Annotated in this window: 21 protein-coding genes; 9 read left to right on the top strand and 12 right to left on the bottom strand. The window is 56.4% G+C overall.

Translation table 11 applies throughout. From position 1 onward, the window contains the following. Positions 1-2 precede the first annotated feature (2 nt). The 3 genes from AVO44_RS06565 (at position 3) to AVO44_RS06555 (ending at position 1,953) form a co-directional block, all read left to right on the top strand. Entirely contained in the window at positions 3-407 is a 405-nt protein-coding gene (locus AVO44_RS06565; protein WP_068334330.1) for a DUF2160 domain-containing protein, read from the top strand. Between the two features lie 66 nt (positions 408-473). Then, complete coding sequence (locus AVO44_RS06560; RefSeq protein ID WP_068335265.1) at positions 474-869, top strand: BlaI/MecI/CopY family transcriptional regulator; 396 nt, start codon at positions 474-476, stop codon at positions 867-869. Further along, on the top strand, positions 856-1,953 hold the full coding sequence (locus AVO44_RS06555) for a M56 family metallopeptidase (protein ID WP_068334329.1): 1,098 nt from the start codon (positions 856-858) through the stop codon (positions 1,951-1,953). The genes AVO44_RS06560 and AVO44_RS06555 overlap by 14 nt, the downstream gene beginning before the upstream one ends. A 98-nt stretch (positions 1,954-2,051) precedes the next feature. Here the strand turns inward: AVO44_RS06555 and AVO44_RS06550 are convergent, their stop codons facing one another. The 5 genes from AVO44_RS06550 to AVO44_RS06530 all read right to left on the bottom strand — a co-directional run bounded on the left by AVO44_RS06550 (position 2,052) and on the right by AVO44_RS06530 (position 7,924). Then, positions 2,052-2,489 (bottom strand): hypothetical protein, encoded by a 438-nt coding sequence (locus AVO44_RS06550; RefSeq protein ID WP_068334327.1) that lies wholly within the window; start codon positions 2,487-2,489, stop codon positions 2,052-2,054. After that, on the bottom strand, positions 2,486-4,549 hold the full coding sequence (locus AVO44_RS06545) for a glycosyltransferase (protein WP_068334325.1): 2,064 nt from the start codon (positions 4,547-4,549) through the stop codon (positions 2,486-2,488). The genes AVO44_RS06550 and AVO44_RS06545 overlap by 4 nt, the downstream gene beginning before the upstream one ends. Continuing rightward, positions 4,546-5,628 (bottom strand): glycosyltransferase, encoded by a 1,083-nt coding sequence (locus AVO44_RS06540; RefSeq protein ID WP_068334323.1) that lies wholly within the window; start codon positions 5,626-5,628, stop codon positions 4,546-4,548. Before AVO44_RS06540 ends, AVO44_RS06545 begins: the two co-directional genes overlap by 4 nt. 5 nt (positions 5,629-5,633) lie before the next feature. Continuing rightward, complete coding sequence (locus tag AVO44_RS06535; protein ID WP_157769940.1) at positions 5,634-5,942, bottom strand: hypothetical protein; 309 nt, start codon at positions 5,940-5,942, stop codon at positions 5,634-5,636. 80 nt (positions 5,943-6,022) lie between these two features. Next, positions 6,023-7,924 carry a hypothetical protein gene (locus AVO44_RS06530; RefSeq protein ID WP_068334316.1) on the bottom strand — a complete coding sequence of 634 codons (1,902 nt, stop codon included), beginning with the start codon at positions 7,922-7,924 and terminating at the stop codon, positions 6,023-6,025. 339 nt (positions 7,925-8,263) lie between these two features. On the opposite strand from AVO44_RS06530, the gene AVO44_RS06525 reads away from it, so the two are divergent. Next, complete coding sequence (locus AVO44_RS06525) at positions 8,264-9,223, top strand: radical SAM protein (RefSeq protein WP_068334311.1); 960 nt, start codon at positions 8,264-8,266, stop codon at positions 9,221-9,223. Between the two features lie 3 nt (positions 9,224-9,226). On the opposite strand, the gene AVO44_RS06520 is transcribed toward AVO44_RS06525, so the two are convergent. Further along, the gene (locus AVO44_RS06520; protein WP_157769939.1) at positions 9,227-10,639 is read right to left on the bottom strand and encodes a radical SAM/SPASM domain-containing protein; all 1,413 of its coding nucleotides are present in this window, start codon (positions 10,637-10,639) and stop codon (positions 9,227-9,229) included. 351 nt (positions 10,640-10,990) lie between these two features. On the opposite strand from AVO44_RS06520, the gene AVO44_RS21260 reads away from it, so the two are divergent. After that, positions 10,991-11,164 (top strand): hypothetical protein, encoded by a 174-nt coding sequence (locus tag AVO44_RS21260; RefSeq protein ID WP_169794837.1) that lies wholly within the window; start codon positions 10,991-10,993, stop codon positions 11,162-11,164. A 347-nt stretch (positions 11,165-11,511) separates the two neighbouring features. On the opposite strand, the gene idi is transcribed toward AVO44_RS21260, so the two are convergent. From idi to AVO44_RS06490, 6 genes are read right to left on the bottom strand one after another with little or no spacing between them, the layout of a single operon-like run. Continuing rightward, positions 11,512-12,054: an isopentenyl-diphosphate Delta-isomerase gene (gene idi, locus AVO44_RS06515; protein ID WP_099045651.1), complete on the bottom strand. Its 543-nt coding sequence runs from the start codon at positions 12,052-12,054 to the stop codon at positions 11,512-11,514. Then, entirely contained in the window at positions 12,051-13,229 is a 1,179-nt protein-coding gene (locus AVO44_RS06510) for a geranylgeranyl diphosphate reductase (protein ID WP_068334307.1), read from the bottom strand. The genes idi and AVO44_RS06510 overlap by 4 nt, the downstream gene beginning before the upstream one ends. Before the next feature lie 2 nt (positions 13,230-13,231). After that, positions 13,232-14,524, bottom strand: coding sequence for a BCD family MFS transporter (locus AVO44_RS06505; protein WP_068334305.1), 1,293 nt, complete (start codon positions 14,522-14,524; stop codon positions 13,232-13,234). Further along, on the bottom strand, positions 14,521-15,429 hold the full coding sequence (gene chlG / locus AVO44_RS06500) for a chlorophyll synthase ChlG (protein ID WP_068334303.1): 909 nt from the start codon (positions 15,427-15,429) through the stop codon (positions 14,521-14,523). Before chlG ends, AVO44_RS06505 begins: the two co-directional genes overlap by 4 nt. Positions 15,430-15,475: 46 nt before the next feature. Further along, a complete protein-coding gene (gene ppsR / locus AVO44_RS06495; RefSeq protein WP_068334301.1) occupies positions 15,476-16,894 on the bottom strand; it encodes a transcriptional regulator PpsR in 1,419 nt (472 codons plus the stop codon). 1 nt (position 16,895) lies between these two features. Then, on the bottom strand, positions 16,896-17,678 hold the full coding sequence (locus AVO44_RS06490) for a cobalamin B12-binding domain-containing protein (RefSeq protein WP_068334299.1): 783 nt from the start codon (positions 17,676-17,678) through the stop codon (positions 16,896-16,898). A gap of 320 nt (positions 17,679-17,998) precedes the next feature. On the opposite strand from AVO44_RS06490, the gene bchF reads away from it, so the two are divergent. Genes bchF through AVO44_RS06470 form a run of 4 tightly spaced genes read left to right on the top strand, consistent with a single transcriptional unit; the run spans position 17,999 to position 24,777 of the window. Then, entirely contained in the window at positions 17,999-18,472 is a 474-nt protein-coding gene (gene bchF / locus AVO44_RS06485) for a 2-vinyl bacteriochlorophyllide hydratase (protein ID WP_068334297.1), read from the top strand. Then, the gene (locus AVO44_RS06480; protein ID WP_068334294.1) at positions 18,469-19,746 is read left to right on the top strand and encodes a ferredoxin:protochlorophyllide reductase (ATP-dependent) subunit N; all 1,278 of its coding nucleotides are present in this window, start codon (positions 18,469-18,471) and stop codon (positions 19,744-19,746) included. Before bchF ends, AVO44_RS06480 begins: the two co-directional genes overlap by 4 nt. Continuing rightward, the gene (gene bchB / locus AVO44_RS06475) at positions 19,743-21,251 is read left to right on the top strand and encodes a ferredoxin:protochlorophyllide reductase (ATP-dependent) subunit B (RefSeq protein ID WP_068334291.1); all 1,509 of its coding nucleotides are present in this window, start codon (positions 19,743-19,745) and stop codon (positions 21,249-21,251) included. Before AVO44_RS06480 ends, bchB begins: the two co-directional genes overlap by 4 nt. Further along, entirely contained in the window at positions 21,241-24,777 is a 3,537-nt protein-coding gene (locus AVO44_RS06470; protein ID WP_068334286.1) for a magnesium chelatase subunit H, read from the top strand. Before bchB ends, AVO44_RS06470 begins: the two co-directional genes overlap by 11 nt. Positions 24,778-24,779 lie beyond the last annotated feature (2 nt).

Genomic DNA, 24,779 nt, shown 5'->3' with positions numbered 1-24,779 from the left:
ATATGCGTAAACTTCTTCTCACCCTCCCCTTCCTCCCCTCTGCTGCGTTTGCCCAAGCGCAGGCCGGTTGGGGCAATGTCGGCCAGCAAGAGGAAAAAGGTTTCTCTTGGACCGATCCGCTTTGGCCCGACTTCTGGATGGCCTGGACCCCGGCAACGCTGGCGCTGTTCATTGGTATCTTTTCCGCCATCGCCCTGATTGGCGTACTGGAAGGGTTCAAGTACCGCGACGGGATTGAGCGTCGCGGCGTGCTGGGCCTGACGACCACGCTTGGCGATCGGCTGTTCATCACTCTTCTAGGGTCCGCCTATATCTTCCTGGCCTGGCTTGGTTTGGTGGGGCAGCCAGTCTGGGCACCGCTTTTCCTTTCCATCGGCTGGGGATTCTTCGTCTTCTGGAAAGTTTGAGCTTTGCGAAACAGTGAAAGGATGCTTGTCTGTCAGGCATAACAATGGATGCGACACGAACGACCGATGCGTAAGAAAAAGACGACAAACCTTCTGACTGAAGTGGAGCTTGAGTTCATGAATGAACTTTGGGCGCTTGGTCAGGGTTCGGTCCGTGACGTGCTTGATCGCCTGCCACCAGAACGCAATCTGGCGTATACTTCCGGCGCAACCATTCTGCGGATTCTTGATGAAAAAGGGTTTGTGGAAAGCCGCAAGGATGGAAAAACGCTGATTTATAAGCCGCTTCTGGAAAAAGACAGATATCAATCGCGGTCGTTGCAGAACCTGTCGCGGACACTGTTTGACGACACGCCGGCAAGGTTGGTTGCAAGGCTGGTCGACGACGTAGGTCTAAGCGAAGCTGATCTAGAGGAAATTCGGGCACTGGTAGAGAGGAGACTGCAAAATGACAGCGGTTAAACCGGTTCTCGACGCATATCTGGAATGGAACCTGATCCTTGGCCTGGCTGCGCTTATCTGGCTTGCCGCACGGGTCGTTCTTTCCAAAACTACCCTCAGCCGCGGATTCGTGGCGCAACTGCGCACGCTCAAGGTGTTGTGCCTTTGCGTGAGCCTCAGCCCTCTTCTGGCACTGGGTGTATCTGCACTGGCGTCTCACACTCCGGCCAAAGGTACTGTGGCCATTGGTGATATCGCAGTGGCAGCGTATCTGCGTGGTGACATTGCCATGCCCGCAACACAGTTCGAAACGCTATTGAACACGCGCCAACGCTGGGTAGAGCTGTTATTAAGCGGCGATCATCCGGTCCTGGATATTGTCCTTGCGCTGCTCGCAATGGTCTCTGTGGTATACGCCGTTCGCCTCGTTCGTGATGGGCTGTCGATCCGCGAAACGGTGAAGGCCAGTTTCCTGTGGCGCCGCTCTGCCAAGGTTGACATTCGACTGTCTGACCGTATCGCGGTGCCCTTCGCGGTGCGCGGTCTGCGACGGCGCCATGTCGTGCTGCCCTCGCACCTGCTGGATTCACCCCGAGAGTTGCGCTTTGCCCTCGCACATGAGCTTGAACATATTCGCGCCGGAGATGTTGAGTGGGAGTTGGGGTTTGAGATACTTCGCCCGCTGTTGTTCTGGAACCCTGCATATATTTTGCTGAAGTACCAGTTCGATCGGCTGCGCGAATTGGCCTGCGATCAGTCGGTTGTGGTCCGCAGGGGTATCAATGCCCAAGATTATACCGCCTGTCTGCTCGACTATTGCGCCCGTACCGTCGTGCATGGCAGCCCGCGAGTTTTGAATGTTGCCCTGGTGACCGGAGGCAAAGCCAAAAAAGTGCTGCGCCAACGTGTGATTGCGCTGGGTGATGCGCCATCGATGCACCGCCAGTTGCCGTTCATGTTGCTCGGACAAACGGTTCTCTTTGCACTTATCCTCGGGCTGGCGGCCGCATCAGTGCAGCAGACCGAGGATTGGAGCCATGACCGCCTTATGTTGTCGACTGTTGTGAACCTGGAAAGGTTAGAAGCCAGGAACCAGGGCAACTGATACGGCGCAGTACAGAGACTACGGCAAGCACAAACAGCTAATCAGCCTTGAAACGTGTGTGGTTTCTTGCCCCGGTACGGCCCAAGCGCCTAACCTGTCTAGCCGGACCAAAGCGCGATTTCGTCCCCATCTATGATGATGGCCAGATCCCAGAATTTCCTGATTTCCTCTTCAGCGGCCTGCGCTGCCGAAGGGTCATCCGGGATGCGCTCAACTCGGAACCCGAATTGTTCAAGCCCGCTATAATCAACACGACATAAAATGACAGGAAGCACTTCGCGTTCCATTGCCGCGGCGGCAAGAACCCTCGCTATTTTATGCGCGGATTTTGGAGGTTGTAGAATCCGAACGCCGATATACGTCGGATTGCTGGCATCCCGTTCCCAAAGGGACGCTGACGGCGTTAGATCCATCTCATGGAATACAACCTTCCCCGATGGTTTGGGCTTTTGACCATCGGTGATCAAGCTGTCCAGTTGCACCGGACGCTTTGGTGTCGTTCTGCTGAGGATTTCGAACCAAGAGATATCTGTCATTTTTCGTCTTTGACCTGTGCTATGATCCGGGCTGCCTCGGCCGCGCCGGTTTCGGGTAGTTCGATCTTTTCCAACGCAGATCGATAGAGTTCCAAATCACCTTGATCCAAACAATCCGACACTGTTCGTTCCAATTTCATAAATTCTTTTTCCGTGATGATTGCGCACAGATCGCGATCCGCCAAAGCTCGGGCGCGGCGTTCCTGATCGTCCAGATAGGGCGCGGATTGCGGGATCAGGATTGCCGGGATTTTGTTGTACAGAACCTCAAGCACCGAGTTGTAACCCGCCGCTGAGATAACCAAGTCCGCAGCCAGGCAAAGCCTCGTCGCTTCGAAAGTCTGGACGACGCGCGTGTTCGTCCATCCAAACGTTGCGGGCTGAACCTTGCTTCCGGGCCAAGTGACAACAAGGTGCAAACAGTCTTCGCGGTCTTCCAGCATACCGGATATTGCCTGAAGCTGCGCTGACCGGTCAGACGCGACGCCCCCGCCCAGCATGCTGATGACCAACTGTTTGAACTCGCGCCCGAACCGCTCGGCCAGTCTGGACCTAAGCTGATTGCTTTCTTCTTCGCTTTGCGTCACTTGACGAAAAATCGGGCCGACGTTGTGAACATGGCTACCGTGGCTGTAGGTATCATTCAGTTCATCAAAAGCCTCGGACGGCACTATGACGCGATCAAACACCTTCTCTCGCTGCACCATTCTGTGCCTGGATCGTCCGTCAGGAAACAAGCCCCGCCTTACCCAAACTGCAGACAGGTTCCGCTCCAGTATGACGCGGTAGACAGAGTCAAAGACGTGACCTCCATCAAAAACCAACGTATCGCCTGCTTGCAGGGCGGCACCTAGTCGTCGGTATGTCAGAACGTCGTTTCCATTGGCATTGTCCGTCATGTCAGTGCGCTGAACCAGTGGAATGCAGTCGATGCCTTCTCGACGAACAAGGGGGACGCAACTGGGAAAGGCCGCAAAGATCGGAGAAATGTCGCCGGGCAACGCTTTGGCAATCACTGTGCAACGCTGCGCATGGCCCAGGCCCACGCCGTTTGTCGGGTAAAACAGGGTTCGTTGCGACCTTTCTTTTGGTTGGCGCGTTTTGGGCCGCAGGCCCGCCGCTGCTTCCAAACGGGATATGTCAACGGAATGCAACCACTGCGATCTTGTCGCTTGCTCAGCGATCTGAGAGGTATTTCCAAGCACCTTTCCAGTCAGATACCCCGCCAGCGCCAACGGAGTTTTGGGCCCAAGCAAGGCAGGCACGCCAGACGACACAATGGCCTCGTCATCCGTGCAGTCGATCGCAACACCGCCGCTGGCGATCAATTCGATCGTGAAGTCCGCCATACGCACTCCCGCGATGCCGCTGCCGAACATCACAAGAACATCAGTGGACCTTGCCAGAGTATGCGGGGAAAGATCCGTATAAAGGTTGGCTGGCAGATCGTGGAAAGGCGAGGACCGGATCACCTCTTTTTGCGCCCCGCTCACGATCAGTCGCAGATTGTAAACCAGTTGATTACTCATCCGCGAAAAGCAGGACAAGATTTCCGGGTTGTCCAATTCCATCGAACCCAACACGATTGTTACATTCGGCACCTTGCGCACCGCCCTGGGCGCTGGTTGAATTTCAGTCATCAAAGGACTGGCTGCAGCAGGCAGCAAAGAGCGTGGCTGAAGTTCCGTCAGGTCGATCACGTTGGCTTCGCGGCCAAGCGCATAGGCCAAACGCGACTTTGCCCCGACATAACTTTGCTGGGTTGCAAATCGGCCTGTGGCAATAACCGGAACATCCGCGCCAAGCTGTTTTTGCCTGAGGGAGGCAAGAAGCCGATCGCCGATGTCCTCGGCACCCAGAACGAATAAGGTATCAACCTCGTACTCATCTGGATCGACAAGAAACTTTGAAGCCTCATAGACACGTCCCCGCCCCGCGTTTTCCGGCAGGTATTCTGCATCGATGCAAGCGCTATAACCGCGCGTGGAAAGCTGTTCGGCCAAGATCAATTGCGCATCGAATGAACGTAATGAGCGCGTGCCTGCTTCGACAAAGATCATCTCAGAACCTCGCTCTGTGCCGTCAGAACACTTGCCAACATCGTCCTGAAGCTTGCAGCGGAGTACTGCGCCAGTGATGTCTTCGACCTTGTTACCTGCTCATGATACCGGTCCGGTTTCGCGATAAGATCGGAAATGATCTGGTCAACGTCACCTGGATGACAGCTAACGACAGCATCGCCAAACGTAGCCGCGGTTTCCGGGTTCGAAAGAACGACTTTGCCGGCGGCAAGGGCTTCGGCAATGGCGCGGCCAAAACTCTCTTGCCAGGTTGGTGCTGTGAAATAGACGTAAAAGTCGATCATGGAAAAAAACTCATCCACGCTGATCCCGTCAAACGGCAGCATTTTCCAATGCGCACGTAGAACCTTGGCGTTCAGCAGGGCATCCGCACCCAGGATAACATTGCTTTTGGCGTGTTTGGGAAAGCAGCTATCGAGATCATCGATAGACGGAAACTTTTCAAACCCGGGCCGAGAGTGCCGCCCCCGTCGGTCCTCTGGCTTTTCGCAGGGGGATTGAACTTCGGTCTGGCAAATATTGAACCAGTCTGCATCCAACACCGCCCATTGCCGCGCGATGCGTGACATCGCCAACCATTCCTTTACCGTCTTGCGGTTGTACGGCGATATCGGAGCAAGATATTTTCTAAGTGCCAGCGTCGCTTCCTCAATACGGCTCAGGCAGGCCAAGACGTCGAAACCCTCTGCTCCGCCGGGGCGCAGAAAGTTCTCATGCGTCACCACGATCAGTGACCGAGCGAATATCTTGGTGTTCAACGCGTCTTGAAACTTTAGGAACGCAGGATTGTGTAGGATTACGAAATCAGCACTTATCCGGGGCGCATCCCAAACCAGGGGAATTCGTAATTCATCCAGAACGCGACGCAAGACTGGTGCCACGTTTTGGTTTTCGCCAAAAGTTTTGGACGTGACTGCATGCACCTCAACGATTCCAAACTCGACAGCCACCCGAAGTTCGGCCGCGACGGCGGCAGACGTACCGCCTGAGAACCGGGGCTCAATGACGTAGGCAATTTTCGGGAAGGCCGAGCGAGTAATGGCGTCGAACACGGACATCAGGACTAGTGTGTCAGCTCGTTGTCAGCCGCCGTATCGCTTGCATTAACCGCTGGGCTGGCCGTGTAGCCAAAGTTCAAATTCCCCGCGGACGCGGCATCATAGAAATTTCGCAACTCGACCGACAGCTCATCCTCACCAGCAAGCAATTCCGGGTTTCGTTCAAGGTAGGACCGCAGCGCCTGGGTGTCGTTGGCGGACAGCAACTGATCTATGACAAGCAACTGCTCAAGCGTGATTTCAGCTCGCGCACCGTGCGTCGTCGCCAGAAACAGCAGAGCAGTTACAATGCCCATGAGCCTGCTATTGGTCATATAGAAAAACCCTATCGATACTTGTTAACAATACTTCCACTTTACTTCGAAACATCACATTCAAAAATAGAATAGCGTATTTAGTTGGCTGTTGTCCTGAGTTTTTTCAGAACCTGACTTCTGAGACGGGTGACTGACGCGTTTGTTGGCGCGCTTCGGCTGGGGCTTGAGGCCGTGCGTTTAACCGGTGCAGGACCAGCCCCTTCGCCAGCCAGATACAACTCGACCAGCCCGCTTGGTGTTTTTGAGTTTGAGCCGGTGAAATCCCTCAGCAACGCGCCCGCAGCTTCTGCAAGCGCCGCAGCCTGCGCCGCATCCTGCTGGTGGTAAAATCGCACATTGGATTGCGACACCCTGTAACCAACGCGGGCTGTGCCGCTCAATTCATGGCCCGTGTTTTTTAAATCAGCCACAACCGCCGCTACCGCGTCTTCTGACAGTTGGTTCGGCGCGTACAGTCTGAATGCAGCGCTTGTACCGACAGGTGCGTTATCGAGTGGTTCAACGATTTCAATAGAAAGGGCCGCTGGTTCTGACGGCTTCTCTTCCTGCTCCAACGGGTTTGGTCGCAGGGTAAGTGCGCGCGGCTGAAAGGCCGGTGGGCTGAGCGCCACGTCGTCAAGCAAGACCGAAGGATCAGATGCCGCCGCTATCAATTCTCCAGTCACAGGTGCGACCGACACAGGCAGGTCTGGCGAACGAACCCCAACTTGCAACGGCGCCAACGCCGCGTTGCTCAAACGGGCGGGCGATTGCGGCAAAGCAATCTCTGCAAGCACGTTTGGCGCGCGCTGTCTGGGAACAGTCGGGACGACCGAGACAGTGATTGGCTCAAAATCGGTAGAATTTTCAAATGTCGGCGCAAGTGCTGAGACGAAAAACTCCGGCGTGTAGTCATATGGAAGGAAACTGGGGTTTGCTTCTCGTCTGGGCAGATAGCCGGGGCCTCCCACAGGCATCAGCGGTTGCTCCAGCGCTGGGACATAAGAAAGAACACTTGGCGCGGCGCTTGCGGGGTTCGTTGGCAAGGTTGCCTCGGTCCCCCCTGCCAGACCCGACAATGGCGGTGCCAGAGCCGCAAGGCTGTCCAGATCGTCAGACTCAGCCAATGCGTCTTCAAGAGCTGGCGGGCTTGTTGGCCCTGTGTCAAACAAATCCGCGGAAACGACCTGATCACCCGTACCCGCAAACAGATCAGATTGCAGTGCCCCTGTTTGCAGACCGTCCTGCAATGGGACTGGTTCTGCCAGCTCAGACCCGGTTGCCCCCGATCCCGCCAATTCCGGCGCGTCTGGCGAGCGCCCCCCGGTCATCATAAGGATAACAGAAGACGAAACAGCCGCGCCGATCACACAGCCCAAGGCGATCAAACCGAATTTAACCTTGCGGCGCGCACGCTGATGGTCTTCCAATCTTTGAGCAAGCTTTTTCGAAATGCGGTGGTCAACTTCTTCGGGGGACAGCCTGAGGCTATATTCAGTGTCCTGCTGCTCGCTTTCCTGTTGGTTAAGGTCATCTGCGGTTGCAGCATCTTCTTTGGGTTGGGGAGACGGAGCTGCGCTCTGGTCGGGTTCTGCTGCACTGTTTTGCGGTGGCGCAGATGCGTTTTCCGGGGTTTTGCCAGTCGCGCCACCCGCAGATTCGGTGTTTTGGCCGGGATTTACCGACTCACCTCTTCGCCGAATAAACTCGGCGTTTCGCTGTTGCCGGGCTTGTTCCAGACTTTCTGACCACGGCTTTTGTGCGGCTTTAGCTTGCTCACCTATGGTTGATTGCGCTGCCTTGCCCTGATCCGGTTTTGCTGTTTGAGGCGTTTTACCTTTCGGAGTATCCGTCGAGCGCTTTATCTCTTGCTCTAACCGAGCCTTTTCAAGCACTTTCTGCCATTCAGGAGACTGAACAAAATCGTAGATATCCGCCGTTTTACCGGCGTTCTTCCTGGCAACTTCAGGTCGAGCTTTTGGGCCGTTAGCCTTCGTCATAAATTTCCCCCGACTGTCCGCCTTGGTAAGCTTTAAGCCGTTGTAAATTAGGCAAACTGAATACGCCTAAATGTCATAAATTCAAAAATTTTATATATAGATTATAAAAAGAGGTGCATACGAAAACAAGTCAACGGCGCTGACCTCGTATTATGATCACGCAGGCATGCCCCATCGGCCCGAATTCTGATGCGTTGCAACCGTAAAAAAGTCGCGCGCACCACTCGGTAAACATTTTGTCCGGGAACGGAATTCAAGCTAGACTGAGATCATTGGTAAGTGCCACAGGCTCGCGCTTGGGTCGGAGGCTGCGACATCATAAAGAGTGACCGGATTTTTATGGAAGCTATTCAAAACGAAAGTGACGTTTTTACTCTGATCGAACACTCCGATCCCATGTATGGAAAGATCGTTGTGGTGGACTGGATGTTGGGCAATTCCTGCAGTTATGCATGCAGCTATTGTCCAAAATCGTTGCATGACGGATCAATCAAGTGGCAGAAGACCAGTGATATTTTTCATCTGTACCATCAGATGAGGGAACACTACGTGACTGAAAGAGACAAGATTGTCTGGCTTCAGTTCACCGGTGGTGAGCCCACGATGCATCCCCGCATCATCGATTTGCTGCGCCACGCGTCCGGGATGGATTTCAAAGTCAGCCTGATCAGCAATGCATCGCGTACGCTTCGGTTCTGGGAAAAGATAAATAGTTGTTTGAACAACGTTATCCTGACTTATCATTCTGAATTTGCGGAACTCGACCACTTTATCCAAGTGGCTGCCATGATGGCCAACCGCATAAGCGTTCATATCAATGTCACTATGGACCCGGCTCGATTTGATAAAATTTTTCAGGATGCGCAGGAACTGCGCGCTGCACTACCGACAGCGACGATATCGTTGAAGCCATTGCGACAGGATTTTGGATCGAAACTTTATGATTATACCGAAGATCAGCTTCGGGCTCTGTCCAAGGGTTTGCCCTCAAAGCAAATTCTGGTTGGAGAAAAGCCAAGGTCATTGATGCGTGCAACCACCCGGACAGGACACAGTGAAACGCTGCCACCGAATGAATTCATTCTCAGGGGGATGAACCGCTGGCGGGACTATAATTGCAATGTCGGGCTAGAGTCTCTGCGAGTCAGAGGAAATGGCGCGGTCTTACGGGGGGTCTGTGGCGTCGGCGGCGTGATCGGGTATCTGGGTGAAGACATTGATCTTCCTAGCGACCCAATTCGATGCACAAAGGATTATTGTTCATGTCTTGGCGATATTTTGATTCGAAAGGAACTGTAGAATCTAGATTGAGTTCAAGCTGCCAAGGTCCACGCCGCTCCACGCCAAGCGCTCGTCAGAAAGCACGGTCAACAGGTCTTCGTGCTCAGGATGATCAGATGAGCACACATCTTGATTTTTGAACTCCTGCGGTGTGACATGCCCCCAATTGCGCAGCCTTAGAAAGTAAATCCCATCTGCGTTCATTTCATGAGCGAGGTCAGCAAATGCGGGCATCTCTCTGAAGTTTGCGGCCTGAACAACGAAATCAAAGCGCAGTGTATCGATATCTCCACGCGCGTTCAGATTCCCGAGGAAGCGCAGGTTCTTCTTGAGCGTGGCAAAGTCACCACCTCGGCGAAGCACGCTGTAGGTGTCGGGTTCCGCCGCGTCAATCGACACCCAAACCGATGATACGTGGCCCCAAAGACCAAGATCGTTCCATGCCCTTTCATTGGCCAGCAAACCGTTTGTGTGCAGTTGAATGCGTCGGCCAGGCTGACCCGCTGCGGTCAGTTGCGCCAGGACATGACGGAAATGCCTGCTGCCGAACGGATCACCGGAACCAGTCACTTTGATTTTCTTCGCCTTACTGACAAGTGGCAGAAGGCGCTCTTCAAAAACTTTGTTCAGACGTTCCGTGTTTTTATGCGGCAGGTTGATCAGCTTGGTGCGGCAACTGGGGCAAGAAATATTACAGGACCGGTCATGAGACAGGATGACCCTATCTGGACCCTTCTCTAACTCCAGTTTTGCATCTTGTGTTTCCGGGGTGCGTGCTGGCAACCTGCGACCGGCGATTTGTGGACAATGCCATCGGCTGCAATGTGAAAAGTCGCCGTCACGGACCGATCGCCTGATTTCACGCGCACGGTCGGAATTCCAGAACCCACCCTCGTCCGCAGTTTCCAAGCGCCCGATTGGAACGGGTTGCCATGCCGAGCAACAAAAATGCACCTCACCATTGACCCGCGTTTCCATATCGCGAAACGGTACGGGGCAGGTGCGCGTCTGAAGCCAGCGGTCAGCTTCCGTTTCCAGATCCCGCGATGTCTCGCGGGCGGCATCAATAAGCCTCTGCGCCATCAGATCGTGATGATCGCGGCTGACGACCTCGCGCCCCAACGTTTCCGTTGCCTGCCACTGCCCACGTTGCAGTTCCAGCCAACCGGCCACGAGTAGTGTGAAAATCGTCTGCTCTGACACGTTCTCCGATACCTGCGTCAGCAGCAGATCAACAAATGCCTGACTATTGTTTTGCCGGATGTCCTCTGCGCATTCGATCACCAAATCTTTGGCATGCGCGTCAGGCCCATCCAAAAGCCTGCGCCGCCGAAGATATGTTGCGTTCTTGTCCGACAAGGACTGGATGATCGCAGAGCAGTCCGCGCCATCGATGCCAGAAAGAAACCCGGTGTCGTTATGAAAATAAGCCATCGCAGCTAGCATAGTGACATACCACGGCACCAAATCAAGCCTGTGTCCCAAGGTGCATTCATCGGCTGAAACAATGTCTAAGCCATTTGAGTTGAACGGTTCCCACCTGCGCGGGTCGAAAGAGCACTTCAGCTCTCTTGTCGACGGGACGCGCGTGTTTGGCGATTTCGCTCTGCTCGCGCAGTAGCAACACCTTGGATAGGGTGACAGCATCGATCAGACGAATAATTCGAAAATCTGGCATGTCGTTAAGCCCGCAGCGAGCATTCGCGTGTTCTTATCAGCAGTTGTAGTTCGGTCTTTTCGGCTGGATTTGGCTATTGTGGACTGGATGCAAGCGACACCGCACTAATGGTCACCTACACGAAAAAAGCTGAGACAACTCAACTTGCGCTATTTGACCGCGCGGCGCGTATCCCGAAGGACGTCGAGGCAGTCTATGCCAAGATGCCCAAGAAACAGGGAGGGGTATTGTTGTCAGTCGCACATCTTTCGCGCCCTTCGGGGCCGCGCGAAATGCCCTAATGATCATGGCCGACGTTGAGCATGTACCTGCAAAAGTCGAAACGGAAACCCAGTTAACCGTGACCAGCCGAATATGGGCCTCAAGATCCTGCGCAACCATTCCAGGTTTCTGCTACCTGACATGGACCCAAACGCCAATGCAAATCGCAAGCCGATCTCGCGCGGGCTGTATTGACCCCTATTGACCAAGCACCGCACCAAACGCGCAGCCTTGTCCGGGATACGCTTTATGTCTCACCGCATTTTGCCGTTTTGGATTGTTGGTGGACAAACTTTGGAAAACCTCGGTCATCTCGGGCCGGCGGCGGATGCTGTACAACCCAAAATTCGAATAACCAAAGATTGTTTCATGGAGACAGGTCAGCCATCAAAGCCGACCCCAGAATTGCCGATGCGTGGTGGTCCAGATAAATTCGCAACCATGGTGTGAACTTCTCCGGTTCGTGCGCAATCTCTGCACTCAAGTCGTTTAGGTGGACCCAGCGATGGGCTGAGACCTCCTCTGGGTTTGGGCAGATTGTTGTGTCCTCAGCGGCCTCAGCACGGAAAACATCTACGACCTCATGCTCGATTAGCCCCTGCCCCACGTCGGCACGGTATTCAAGCGCTGTCGAATACTCAGCCGAAAGGCCCGTGATCCCCATCTCTTCGCTCAGACGCCGGATAGCGCAGGTTTTGGGGTCTTCTCCCCATTGCGGATGCGTACAACAGGTATTCGCCCACAAACCCGGCGTGTGATATTTGCCTGCGGCTCGCTGCTGCAGCAACAGGTTTGGACCGCGCAAGACAAAGACGGATACTGCTTTGTGGCGTAGGCCAAGTTGATGCACCTTTAGCTTTTCGACGGGTTTTAACTCGCCGTCGACCCAGGCAGGGATCATCATGGTCATACGTATTCCGCTCTGACCAGACCGGTCAGATGTGCCAGGTTTTTCAATCCGATACGCAGATGCGCCATTGGCCGCGCCTTGACAAGTTTCTTGTTCATATAAGCCTCGAACGTCAGGCGCTGCACGTCAATGTCATGACACAGCGAGACAAACCTCTCACGTCGATCGTCCGAGCGGTAATAGGCATTCTGCATCGATGCCAGCACGCGGAAGACCGTTTTGTGCTCTTTCAGGAACAACCGCCGCGCAAGTTTCAGGTCAGCGGCCTTACCCGAGGCCAGACAGGCCTGTGCTGCCGTGGCCGCGACCGTACCGCCGACCATGGCATAGTAAATTCCTTCGCCCGAGCTCGGGGCGACAACGCCTGCCGCGTCCCCGGCCAGAACAACATCACGCCCATTGTCCCACCGTTCCAACGGCTTGAGAGGGATCGGCGCGCCTTCGTGACGGATTGTACGACACTCTCCCAAACCAGACGCGAAGCGCAAATCCTTAGTGGCCTTTTTCAGATCGAACCCGTTGATCCCGGTGCCCATACCAACGCTGGCGGTCCGACCGTGCGGAAACACCCAGCCGTAAAAATCAGGCGAGATCGCACCGTCATAGACCACGTCACACCGGGTTGGGTCATAGGCACTCACCGCCTCTGGCGCTTCGATGATCTCATGATAGGCGATCACATATGGGATGGTGTCGCCGCCGGGCACCTCAGCCCGTGCAACATCTGATCGCGCTCCGTCAGCCCCTATGATCAAACGCGTGGGTAGTGTGCGTTCTTCGCGTGTTTGCTTGTCCCGATAGATGACCTTGGGTCCAGCCTCATCCCGTTCGATCCTAAGGAATGTTCCCGTGCAACGGTCTGCTCCGGCTGATTGCGCACGGCCCCGCAGGTACTCGTCAAAATGCTCCCGGTCCACCATGCCGACAAAACCGTTTTCGATGGCAATATCCACCTGCCGGCCGGTTGGGGAAATCATGCGCGCCGTGTTGATCTTGGCCACCAGCTGCGCGTCGGGGATATTGTAGTCTTCGATCAGGCGCGGCGGGATGGCGCCGCCGCAAGGTTTGATCCGCCCGTCCCGATCCAGCATACAGACCTTGTGGCCCGCTTTTGCCAGATCCTCGGCGGCTGTTGCCCCAGCTGGGCCTCCTCCGACAACGACGACATCATACATGGCTATTCTCCCGCAACGACGCGCGTTTCGCGCCGTGTTTCGTGAATGACTTGTGCAGCCAGAATGGCAGCGGCTACGAACAGTGCGGCTTCGGCCAGAAATACAGCGCCAAATGCGGTTGCATCCGGCATCACCGACCGGAACAAGTCAGCGGCCGCTGCGCCGACCAAACCTCCGAACCCGGCGGCAATGGCTTGCGCTGCGCCCCACAAACCCATGCGCGTCCCTTCCTGCCCTTGGGCTTTTTCACCGGCCAGTTCCATCATTGCGCCGATCGCCGCGACGGCAAACATGCCGTTGAAAAACCCAAGCACCACCACCGCAAGTACAAGCGGAGCATCCGGCCCTATCTGGCCCATTGCACTGGTTGCGCCCAAGCTCGCCGCAGAGCCTAGGCACCCTGCCACGACCCAACCGCGCAGCGATCCGATTTTCAGGCCGGTGACCGCAATGCCAACTGACAGCATGCCTAGGAAAACTCCGCCATTCTGCGCGCCGGAAAGCGACGTGGACTCACCCGGCGTGAACCCGAAGACCAAACCGGCATAGGGTTCGAGGATCAATTCCTGCATGAAGAAAGCAGTCATCGACAGAAACACAAATACAGTGAACCGCCGCGCAGCGTCGTCTGCCCAGACCTCGCGCAACGCTGCGCGGAAACGGGGTTTTGCGGCCGATGGCTGGGCGGAGACTCCGACCTCAACACGCCAGACGGCAAGAGAGGTCAGCACCACAGCACCTGCCCCGACCAAGGCCACGATGATCAACAGCCGCCTTGGGCTATACGGATCAAGCATCGCGCCGACCGAGGCTGCAGTGATCGCGATACCGGCGATCATCATCAGCCATGTGATCGTCGCGGCCGCTGCGCGGCGACGCGGCTCTGTTGTAGTGGCCAATAAGGCCAGCAGCGACGTGCCGGATGCACCAACACCCAGCCCTATAGCCGTGTAGGACAGGATGGACAGTGTCAATGCAGCCCAAAAGCTTTGATTAAACAACGGGATACCAAAAGCCGCACCCAAAGCGCCAAGCACGAGAATGGCCATTCCTAGGACAATCCAAGGGGTCCGCCGACCGGTTGCATCCGACAAGACGCCCCAATGAGGGCGAGAGATCTGGATGCCGTAGTGCAGCCCCACCAACAGGCCCGGTAGAATTGCAGGCAACGCAAGTTCCACCACCATCAACCGGTTCAGTGTCGAGGTGGTCAGAACAACGATACTGCCCAAACACATCTGAACCAGCCCCAGACGCACAATTCCGATCCACGAGAGGTTTTTGGCGCGGGTCATAGTGCGGCCTCCAATCCACGCAGACCAAAGGCCGCGATCATCATACCACTGACATATAGGGAAACGCCCGTCCCGTTATACCAAGGGGCACGCGCCTTTGGGTCCCGCAACAGAACCCGCATGGCCAAGACCTGCCCAATCAACGCCGCGAATATGGCCACTGCAAAGGCTGGCTTGCCCCACAAGAACAGCAACGCAATGACCGCAATCTGCGGGACAATCATCACCACACAGGCCAAACGTGCAGCGCGATCCGGGCCCAACGTGACCGGGAGCGAATTAATTCCCAGCTTACGATCCCCTTCCAACGCCTTGAAATCATTCAAGGTCATGATCCCATGTGCCCCAAGCGCGTACAGAGCAGCGATACCGAAAACCTGAACCGACGGTGCCCCGGCGGACAGGATGGCCGCGCCTGTAAACCAAGGCAGCCCCTCATAGCACAACGCCACAAGTCCCGGCCCCCACCAGCCTGACCGTTTCAATCGCACAGGCTCGGCCGAATAGGCCCAAGCCGCCAGAACACCGAAGACGGTGGCGCCAAATCCCCACGGACCCAACTGCCAGCTAACGGCCAAGGCCAGCACGCTCATCGCGATAGCGATCCACGCGCCCCACAATCCGGGGATGCGGCCCGATGGAATTGGGCGATGCGGTTCGTTTATCTTGTCGACATGGCGGTCGCACCAGTCATTCGCAGCTTGGCTCATCCCACAGACAATTGGTCCCGCGAGGATCAATCCCAACGCAATCAGTCCCACGTTTCCAGTCAGCGCACCGCCCGAGGATATCACTCCGCACAGGAACGCCCACATCGGCGGAAACCATGTAATTGGCTTGATCAACTCAAGGGCAGCCAGAGGTTGCGGCCACGAGGACATTTGTAAATTTGAATTTGCGCTCATGTGTCAATCTTGATTGACAACTTGAGTCGATGCAAGAAAAACGCGGCTAGTCGCCGTCCTGTTTTTCCTGAATACCAAGCTTGTGTAGCTTGACGTAAAGACTTTGACGCGAAAGCCCCAGCATCTCGGCTGCGGCGGCACGGTTGTTGCCCGTTAACTCAATTGCCGTTTCGATGCAGATACGTTCAATAACATCTGTTGTCTGGGATACGATGTCTTTCAGATGGGCCGATCCAACCAGATCCACAACATCCTCGCCCGCCATGTTTGAACTTCCCTGCGCAGGCGTACGCATTGCTTCGGACCGCGTCGCGTCGCGGATCACAAAGGCAACCGTCGGAGTAGAGCGTTTATTCAGATATGACACCGAAACTTCGGCAGCCGTCCACACCCCAACATCATTGCAGAACTTGGTCGAATAAGCGGACATTCGACCCGTCTTAATGGCGTTGTCCAGCATCACATTCAGGTCGATCTGGCCGCGCGACATATACTCGGCCAAGCTTGTCCCGCGCACGTCAACGTGATGCGCAAAGTCCACCAGCCTCATAAACGCATCATTCGCCGACTGAACGACCCCGTTACTGTCGGTAAACACAATCGCCTCGGGTCCATGGCGGAACAGGCGCACCAAATTATCCGAAAGCTTGTCGCTGGCATGTTCTTCGGATGTGCCGGCCTCTAACCGACAGATCAGCATACGCGCCCCGCCAGCGCGAAAGCTGATTGGTGTGATCGTGACCTCGTTGCGGGTACGCTTGGTTTGAATGGTGACCTCGGCATCCACTTCGGACAAAGCGAGGGCCAGAATGTTCTGAACAAACTCGGCGCGCCCGCGATCCTTGAACTCATTTGCAAAGGGCTGTCCCTGCAACTGGTCCTTTGCCGCACCCAAAATATGCGCGGCGGCATCGTTCAAATCCCGAATCCGACCATCCGCGACAGACACCAGAACAAACGCCTCGCGCGCGACTGACATCAACATGCGGTAACGCGCGTCATACTCGCGCCGCTCTTCATATCCCTGCTCAAGCGCGAATTGGGCCTGAACCAATTGTTGTTGAGTTTCAGCGACTTGCCGCAGATCGCGCCCCAGCATCAAAATGGCCCGCTCGCTGTGGCCGACCGGATGGATCGAATACCGAACAGGATATTGCCACACCACTTTGTCGCGATGGTTCAGCTCGACACGCTGAACTTTTTCATCCCGCGAACTTCGCTCAAGTATGCGGTCCAACTTGGGAATACACTCTTCGGTCAGAAAATTTGTAAGCTTTTTGCCAATCCAATGATCCAGACTGCCATACGGAGACCCTGTTTCATTGACCAGAGCAGCCATGACCACACCTTCCGGATCCACAATCAACGCGATGTCAGATGCCTCGGACAGAACGCCGGACAAAAACTCTGGCTCGATCATCGGCAATGCCGCGATCTGCCAGGGGTTTGGCTTACCGGAAGTCATTTTATTGAGCCGCCAGCGGTTCCGTGGAACTCCTGGCATTTGTCAGACCAGCAAGAGCGACCTCAAAATCGGATGTTACTAAATCCGCCCCTGTACTTACTGAAGTCAACTTCACTTGCTTTTCTATCGCCCCGCCGATGACCAGTCGTGGCGGCTGGTCTATTTCTGATCGAATACGTGCTATTAAATTCACAGCATTGTCAAGAGCCTGACTTCCCGCGCAAGAAATTAGGACCGCATCGAACGCGCCCCGCTTGATGCACGCGATGGCCTCTTTCGGCGTAGCGCCCCCCAGCAATTGAACCGAACAGCCCATCCGCCGCAGTTGCGATGCAGCGACAACGGACCCGATCATGTGCTGCTCACCCGGTGCAATTACAACCAGAACGGTGGGTTGCCCAGTGCGGCGCGGGCGCATCTCCCATGTTTCGGAAAGAGCCTTGCAAATTGCATATAAGCGCGAGGACGCCAACGTAACATTGGCAAAGCTCGCTTCGTCATCCACCCATGCCTGACCTGCGCGACAGGCGGCCTCGGGGATACAAATATCGATTATTTCAGACGAAGGCACACCGGTTTCCTCCAGAAAACAAAGTGTTTCTTCAAACGAGAACGGAACCGGGGAAATGACGTGCGCATAGAGCCAATCCGTTATCGAACCTAAATTCAGAGACGACGGATTCTGCGGATGAGAGTCCAAGGATTTCAGCACCCGCTTTGCAAATGCTTCCAGTTGATTTTGATTCAGCGGTCGACTGCCTTCAAACGGATCGACTGGGGGCATTGGATTATCCAATCCTTGCTAAAGAAAAGCCGCTGGAATCGGTATCGACACATTCAAACGGCTTGATATCAGTCTGGGTCAAGCCGGGTTATTTGTCAAATAAAGTAGACATAATGTGGATATCTTTGTCGTCAACAGGTGCGCATCAATATTTTATACATCCAAAACATACAGTTATATCTCCGCCCATAAATTAGGCGCCAGAAATAGCACCGCGAATCCGTCAATTCGAAAGTGTAAGTTTTAATTGACACATTCCCGTTAAGCCCTCTACGCTGAGATGGAAGTTCAGCAGGGAGGCCATCGTGGCGCAATCAGCCATGAACACGCCTGGAACGCACCAGCTTTACACTCCTGACCAACTGGCGCGCCGGGACAGCACATATTGGACGACCGTTCAGGGCGTTCTCGCGCCACTGCAATTCGCGGTGTTTCTCGTCTCGCTTGCGTTGGTGGTGCGCTATCTTGCGACCGGCGAAGGCTACGCAATCGCCACGGTTTCAATTGTCCTGAAAACTCTCGTTCTCTACCTGATCATGATCACAGGGGCGATCTGGGAAAAGGTTGTCTTCGGGCAGTACTTGCTGGCGCCTGCCTTCTTCTGGGAAGACGTGGTCAGCTTTTTGGTCATTGCGCTGCACACGGCGTATTTGGTCGCCCTTTCAACTGGTTGGCTGACGCCGGCGCAACTGATGCTGCTGACGCTGGCAGCTTATCTTGTGTATGTTATCAACGCTGGCCAGTTTCTTTTGAAACTGCGCCGCGCGCGGCTGCAGATGCAGGTACCCGCATGACAACGCCCGGCCAGATATCCAAGGGCTGCACCCAAACACCGGTCCTGCGTGAGCGCGGACAGCATGAGGTTTTCTGCGGCTTGACCTCGATTATCTGGCTGCACCGGATGATGCCGGATTCCTTCTTTCTGGTTGTTGGATCCCGCACCTGCGCCCACCTTCTTCAAAGCGCCGCGGGTGTGATGATTTTTGCCGAGCCGCGCTTTGGCACCGCGATTCTTGAGGAAACAGACCTAGCCGGAATGTCCGACGCACAGGACGAAATCGACCGCGAGGTCGACCGTCTACTGTCAAGGCGCGCTGACATTCGTCGTTTATTCCTTGTCGGGTCCTGCCCATCCGAGGTGATTAAGCTGGATCTCGCCAAGGCTGCCGAACGCCTGAATGCCCGCTACGCGCCAAAGATCAGAGTTCTGAACTTCACAGGTTCAGGGATCGAAACGACGTTTACCCAGGGCGAGGATAGCTGCCTTGCGGCGATGGTGGCCGCAATGCCCTCAAGTGACACAGCAGGGCTAGTGATTGCAGGTGGACTGCCCGACGTGGTGCAGGATCAGATGCTGGACCTGCTGGACAGGATTGGAGTGAAGGACGTCAGGCTCTTGCCCAACCGATCCAGCGATGAGGAATTCGGCATCGGCCCGAACACACACGTTGCCTTTGTACAGCCCTTCCTGGGCGAGACATATGACATTTTGGTCCGTCGGGGCGCCCACCCCGTAAGCGCGCCCTTCCCATTCGGCGAACAGGGGACAACAGCCTGGTTAAAAGCCATCGCGTCCCGGTTCGGCATTTCTTCAGATCATGTCGATGCCGTGACCGAACCCGCACGGCTTCGGGCGCGCAAGGCCGTGGCGCAGGCGTCCGAGCCGTTGGACGGAAAGCGTGTCTTTCTTTTGCCCGACAGCCAGCTGGAGGTTCCACTTGCCCGCTTTCTGTCGCGTGAATGCGGTATGGAGTTGGTAGAGGTCGGCACTCCTTACCTCCATCGCGATCTGGTTGGGTGCGATCTGGCCCAGATTGCCGATTGCCCCACCCTGTCAGAAGGGCAGGACGTGGAAAAACAACTCGACCGCGTTCGCGCCGCGCGTCCCGATCTGACGGTTTGCGGTCTTGGCCTCGCCAACCCACTAGAGGCCGAAGGGCTGGCGACCAAATGGGCGATCGAGCTGGTCTTCTCACCCATCCACTTCTACGAACAGGCTGGCGATCTTGCCGGGCTGTTTGCGCGCCCGCTCAGGCGACGGGCGATGTTGCAGGTGGCGGCGGAATGAAACTTTCAGTCTGGACATATGAAGGCCCGCCCCATGTCGGAGCCATGCGTGTCGCCACCGCGATGAACGGCCTGCACTATGTCCTGCACGCGCCGCAGGGCGATACCTATGCCGATCTGCTATTTACCATGATCGAGCGCCGCAATCATCGCCCGCCAGTGACATATACGACTTTCCAGGCGCGTGATCTGGGGTCCGACACGGCCAAACTGTTTCGCGATGCCTGTCAGGCTGCATACGAAAGGTTCAAGCCGCAGGCCATGATTGTCGGAGCCTCTTGCACCGCCGAATTGATACAGGACGATCCCGGCGGCCTGGGCGCAGCCCTCGGCCTGCCGATCCCCGTGATTCCGCTGGAATTGCCTAGCTATCAGCGGAAAGAGAATTTCGGGGCGGATGAGACCTTTTTGCAGATCGTGCGTACGCTTGCCAAGCCGACAGACCGGAGCGCTCGGGTATCGTGCAACCTGATCGGGCCAACCGCGCTTGGGTTCCGGCACCGCGACGACATTACCGAAATTACCGCTCTGCTGAACGACATGGGTGTTGAGGTGAATGTCACTGCCCCCTATGGCGCAACACCAGCAGACATCACACGTCTGGGTGCCGCACATTTCAACGTGTTGATGTATCCAGAAACCGGTGAAAGTGCCTGCCGCTGGATGGAGCGTACTCTGGACCAGCCCTATACACGGACTATCCCGATTGGGGTTGGCGCCACCAAGGATTTTGTCGAAGAGGTCGCTGCGTTGACCGGGTGCATACCGCGTCTCGATACGGATCGCCTGCGCCTGCCGTGGTACTCGGCCAGTGTTGACAGCACCTATTTAACCGGCAAGCGCGTGTTCATCTTCGGCGATGGCACTCATGTCGCCACCGCCACCCGGATCGCGCGCGAAGAAATGGGGTTCGAGGTTGTCGGCATAGGTTGCTTCAATCGCGAAATGGCCCGTCCGATCCGCGCGCTGGCAAAGGATATCGGCGTCGAGGCGCTGATCAGCGACGACTATCTTGAGGTTGAAGGCAGGATTTCGAACCTCGCACCCGAACTGATCCTCGGCACTCAGATGGAACGCCATATCGGCAAGCGCCTTGGCATTCCCTGCGCAGTGATCTCAGCTCCGGTGCATGTTCAGGATTTCCCCGCGCGTTACTCGCCTCAGATGGGGGTTGAAGGCGCTAATGTCATCTTTGACACCTGGGTCCACCCGCTTGTGATGGGGCTCGAGGAACACCTGCTTCACATGTTCCGCGAAGATCCCGAGTTCAACGACGCCGCTGGCCCTTCGCACCATGCACACGGGGCCAAGCAGGTTTCCGACGCTCCAGACCCTATTGGCGCGCAGATCATCTGGCTGGACGAGGCCGAGCGTGAACTGCGCAAGGTTCCGTTCTTCGTGCGCGGCAAGGCGCGTCGCAATACCGAAGCCTTTGCCGAGGCCCGTGGCGACTCTCAAATCTCAGTCGAAACTCTGTACGAAGCGAAAGCCCACTATGCGCGATGACTGCCAGACATATCGGCCCTATCGCGTAGCGATCGTGACGCTGGACAGCCACGCCGCTGGCCCTTGCGCGCGCGTCCTCTCGACACTGCAACGTGATTTTCCGGGACTGGAGGTTCAGGTCTTCGCGGCTGCGGAATGGGGTGAAGACACTGAAGCGCTCCACAAGGCAAAACAGGCGGTTTCGCAGGCAGATATTGTCATCGCCAACCTGCTGTTTCTGGAAGAACATGTTTTGGCAATCCTTCCCAGCCTGCAAGCCCGGCGTGACAGTTGCGACGCCATGATCGGCATCATCGCCGACGCACAGATCGTCAAGCTGACCCGGATGGGAGTGTTGGACATGGCAGCGCCAACCTCTGGCGCGTTGAAACTGTTGCGGCGTCTGCGCGGATCGTCCAAACCTTCGTCCGATACCGGCCAGCGCAAGATGAAGATCCTGCGTCGCCTGCCGCAGATCCTGAAATTCATTCCCGGCAAAGCGCAGGATTTGCGCGCGTGGTTTATCACCATGCAATACTGGCTAGGCAGTTCCGACGACAATATGGAAGCGATGATTCGCTTTCTGATCGGCCGATACGCATCACGTCCCGAATGGCGAGACGCCGAAGCCCCCGAGCCTCGTGCCTATCCCGATACCGGTTTGTACCACCAGGACTTGCCGAGCCGAATCACCACGAACCCTGACGATCTGCCCGGCCCCAAAAAGCCGCACGCGACTGTTGGCGTTCTGATGATGCGGTCGTATGTGCTCAGCTCAGACACCGCGCATTACGACGCCGTGATCCGTGCTCTTGAGGCGCGCGGCCTGAAAGCTCTCCCTGCTTTTGCGGGTGGGTTGGATGCCCGGCCGGCCATTGATCAGTTTTTCCAACCGAACGGAGAGCGCAAAATCGACGCGCTGCTATCGCTGACCGGATTCTCGCTGGTGGGTGGCCCGGCCTATAACGACAATGACAGCGCCGTAAGAGTACTGGAACAGCTTGATATTCCTTATGTTTCGGCACACCCGCTTGAATTCCAGACACTTGAGCAGTGGGCCGGTTCAAAACAAGGGCTTGGCCCAATTGAAACCACAATGCTCGTAGCACTGCCCGAGTTGGACGGGGCGACCTGCCCCACCGTGTTTGCCGGTCGCCACGGCGTTAGCAACGATGGATCGCAGGGCGGCAAGGCCATGGCCCCATGCCCGGAACGTGTTGACATGCTGGCGGCCCGTCTGGACAGGTTGGCATCGCTGCGCAAGTCCAACCCGCAAGACCGCAAACTGGCCATTGTCCTGTTCGGATTCCCGCCCAACGCGGGCGCTGCCGGAACGGCGGCACATCTGGATGTCTTTGCCTCTTTGCTAAATACGATGCAGGCGCTGAAGGCCGAAGGATACGACCTTGATCCGCCTGAAACCGTCGACGAGTTGCGCGAAGCCGTACTGGGCGGCACTGCCGAAGTTTACGGGCAAGAGGCCAATGTTGCCGCCAGGGTCAGTGCCGACGATATCGTGCGTGATACGCCATGGCTGAAAGAGATCGAGGCCAGCTGGGGCCCTGCCCCCGGACGGGTTCAGACCGACGGGCGGGATGTCTTTGTGCTTGGCCGTCAATTCGGCAATATCTTTGTCGGCCTGCAACCGGGTTTCGGCTATGAGGGCGACCCGATGCGCCTGCTGTTCGAGCATGGCTTTGCCCCAACCCACGCCTTTGCGCAGTTCTATCTGTGGCTGCGCAACAGTTTTGGTGCAGACGCAGTGCTGCATTTCGGTATGCATGGCGCGTTGGAATTCATGCCCGGAAAGCAAACGGGCCTCAGCGGTGCGGACTGGCCGGATCGTCTGATCGGGGACTTACCGAACATCTACCTTTATGCCGCGAACAATCCGTCCGAGGCTTCGCTGGCCAAACGTCGCTCATGCGCCGTAACGGTCAGCCATCTGACGCCGCCGCTCTCAAGCGCGGGATTGTACAAAGGCTTGGCCGAACTGAAGGACAGCCTGAACCGTTGGCGCACCCTGCCCCCTGATGCAACAGAGCGGACCGATCTTGAGACGCTGATCGCCGATCAGGCCGAGGCCGTTGACATGGATGGGACAGACCCGGCTGCCCTGTGGCACACCCTTTTGGACACCGAAGGCGCACTGATCCCCGAAGGTCTGCACGTGGTCGGCCAGACCATGACCGATCAGGAGCGGTCAGATTACTTGGACCTGTTGCCCGATCTGGATGCGGTTGATCGCGCGGAAATGGACGCGGCACTGTCGCAGGAAACCGAACTACCTGGCTTAATGCGGGCTTTGGATGGCCGGTACACGACCCCCGTTCCCGGCGGTGATCTGCTGCGCAACCCCGATATTCTGCCAACAGGCCGCAACATCCACGCGTTTGATCCGTTCCGAATGCCCACGGCCTATGCCTGTCAGGACGGCGCGAAACAGGCTGAGTTGCTGTTAAAAACCCATGCCTCAGTGCCGAGAAGCGTGGCTTTGGTTCTTTGGGGCAGCGACAATATCAAATCCGACGGTGGCCCCATTGGGCAAGCGTTGGCGTTGATGGGCGCGAAACCCCGGTTTGACAGCTTCGGCCGTCTGTGCGGCGCGGACCTGATCCCTCTACCTGAATTGGGCCGCCCGCGGATTGATGTGGTAATGACGCTTTCGGGTATTTTCCGCGATCTGTTGCCCCTGCAAACCCGCCTGCTGGCCGAGGCTGCGCTGAAGGCCGCGCAAGCCGATGAACCGTTGGACCAGAACTTTATCCGCGCGCACTCACTGGCTTACGCCGAGCGCATGAATGTGTCGTTGGGAGAGGCCGCACTGCGCGTCTTCTCGAATGCCGAAGGCGCCTATGGTTCGAACGTCAATCAACTGGTCGACAGTCTGGCCTTTGTGGATGAGGACGAGCTGGCCGACGCATACGAGGCCCGCAAGGGGTTTGCCTATGACACGAAAGGCAAGGCCCACAAAAACCCCGATCTGCTGCAACAGACGATGAAAGATGTCGAAATTGCTTATCAGAACCTCGAATCCGTTGAGCTTGGCGTTACCACTGTTGACCATTACTTCGACACGCTGGGCGGCATTTCCCGCGCCGTTCGCCGGGCGCGGGGTTCAGATGTTGCTGTTTACATCAGTGACCAGACACGCGGCGACGGTAAGGTGCGCACGCTGGCTGATCAGGTGGCTCTGGAAACCCGGTCACGCTCGCTGAACCCGAAATTTTACGAAGGCCTGCTGAAACATGGTGCCGAAGGTGTGCGCCAGATCGAAGCGCATGTGACCAACACACTGGGCTGGTCAGCTACGACCGGTCAGGTCGAACCCTGGGTGTATCAGCGTATTTCGGAAACCTTCGTCTTGGACGAAACCATGCGCAACAGGCTGGCCGACCTGAACCCGGTCGCGTCAAGCCGTATGGCAAACCGCCTGCTTGAGGCCAACGACCGCGCCTATTGGCAGCCCGATGCCGAAACACTGGGCGCACTGCAACGTGCGGCCGACGCTCTGGAAGACCGGATGGAAGGGATCGCTGCGGAATGAGG

It is taken from the genome of Ruegeria profundi (assembly GCF_001507545.1).
In the GTDB taxonomy this organism is placed as follows: Bacteria; Pseudomonadota; Alphaproteobacteria; order Rhodobacterales; family Rhodobacteraceae; genus Ruegeria; species Ruegeria profundi.
This window is presented reverse-complemented; position numbering and strand designations above follow the sequence as displayed.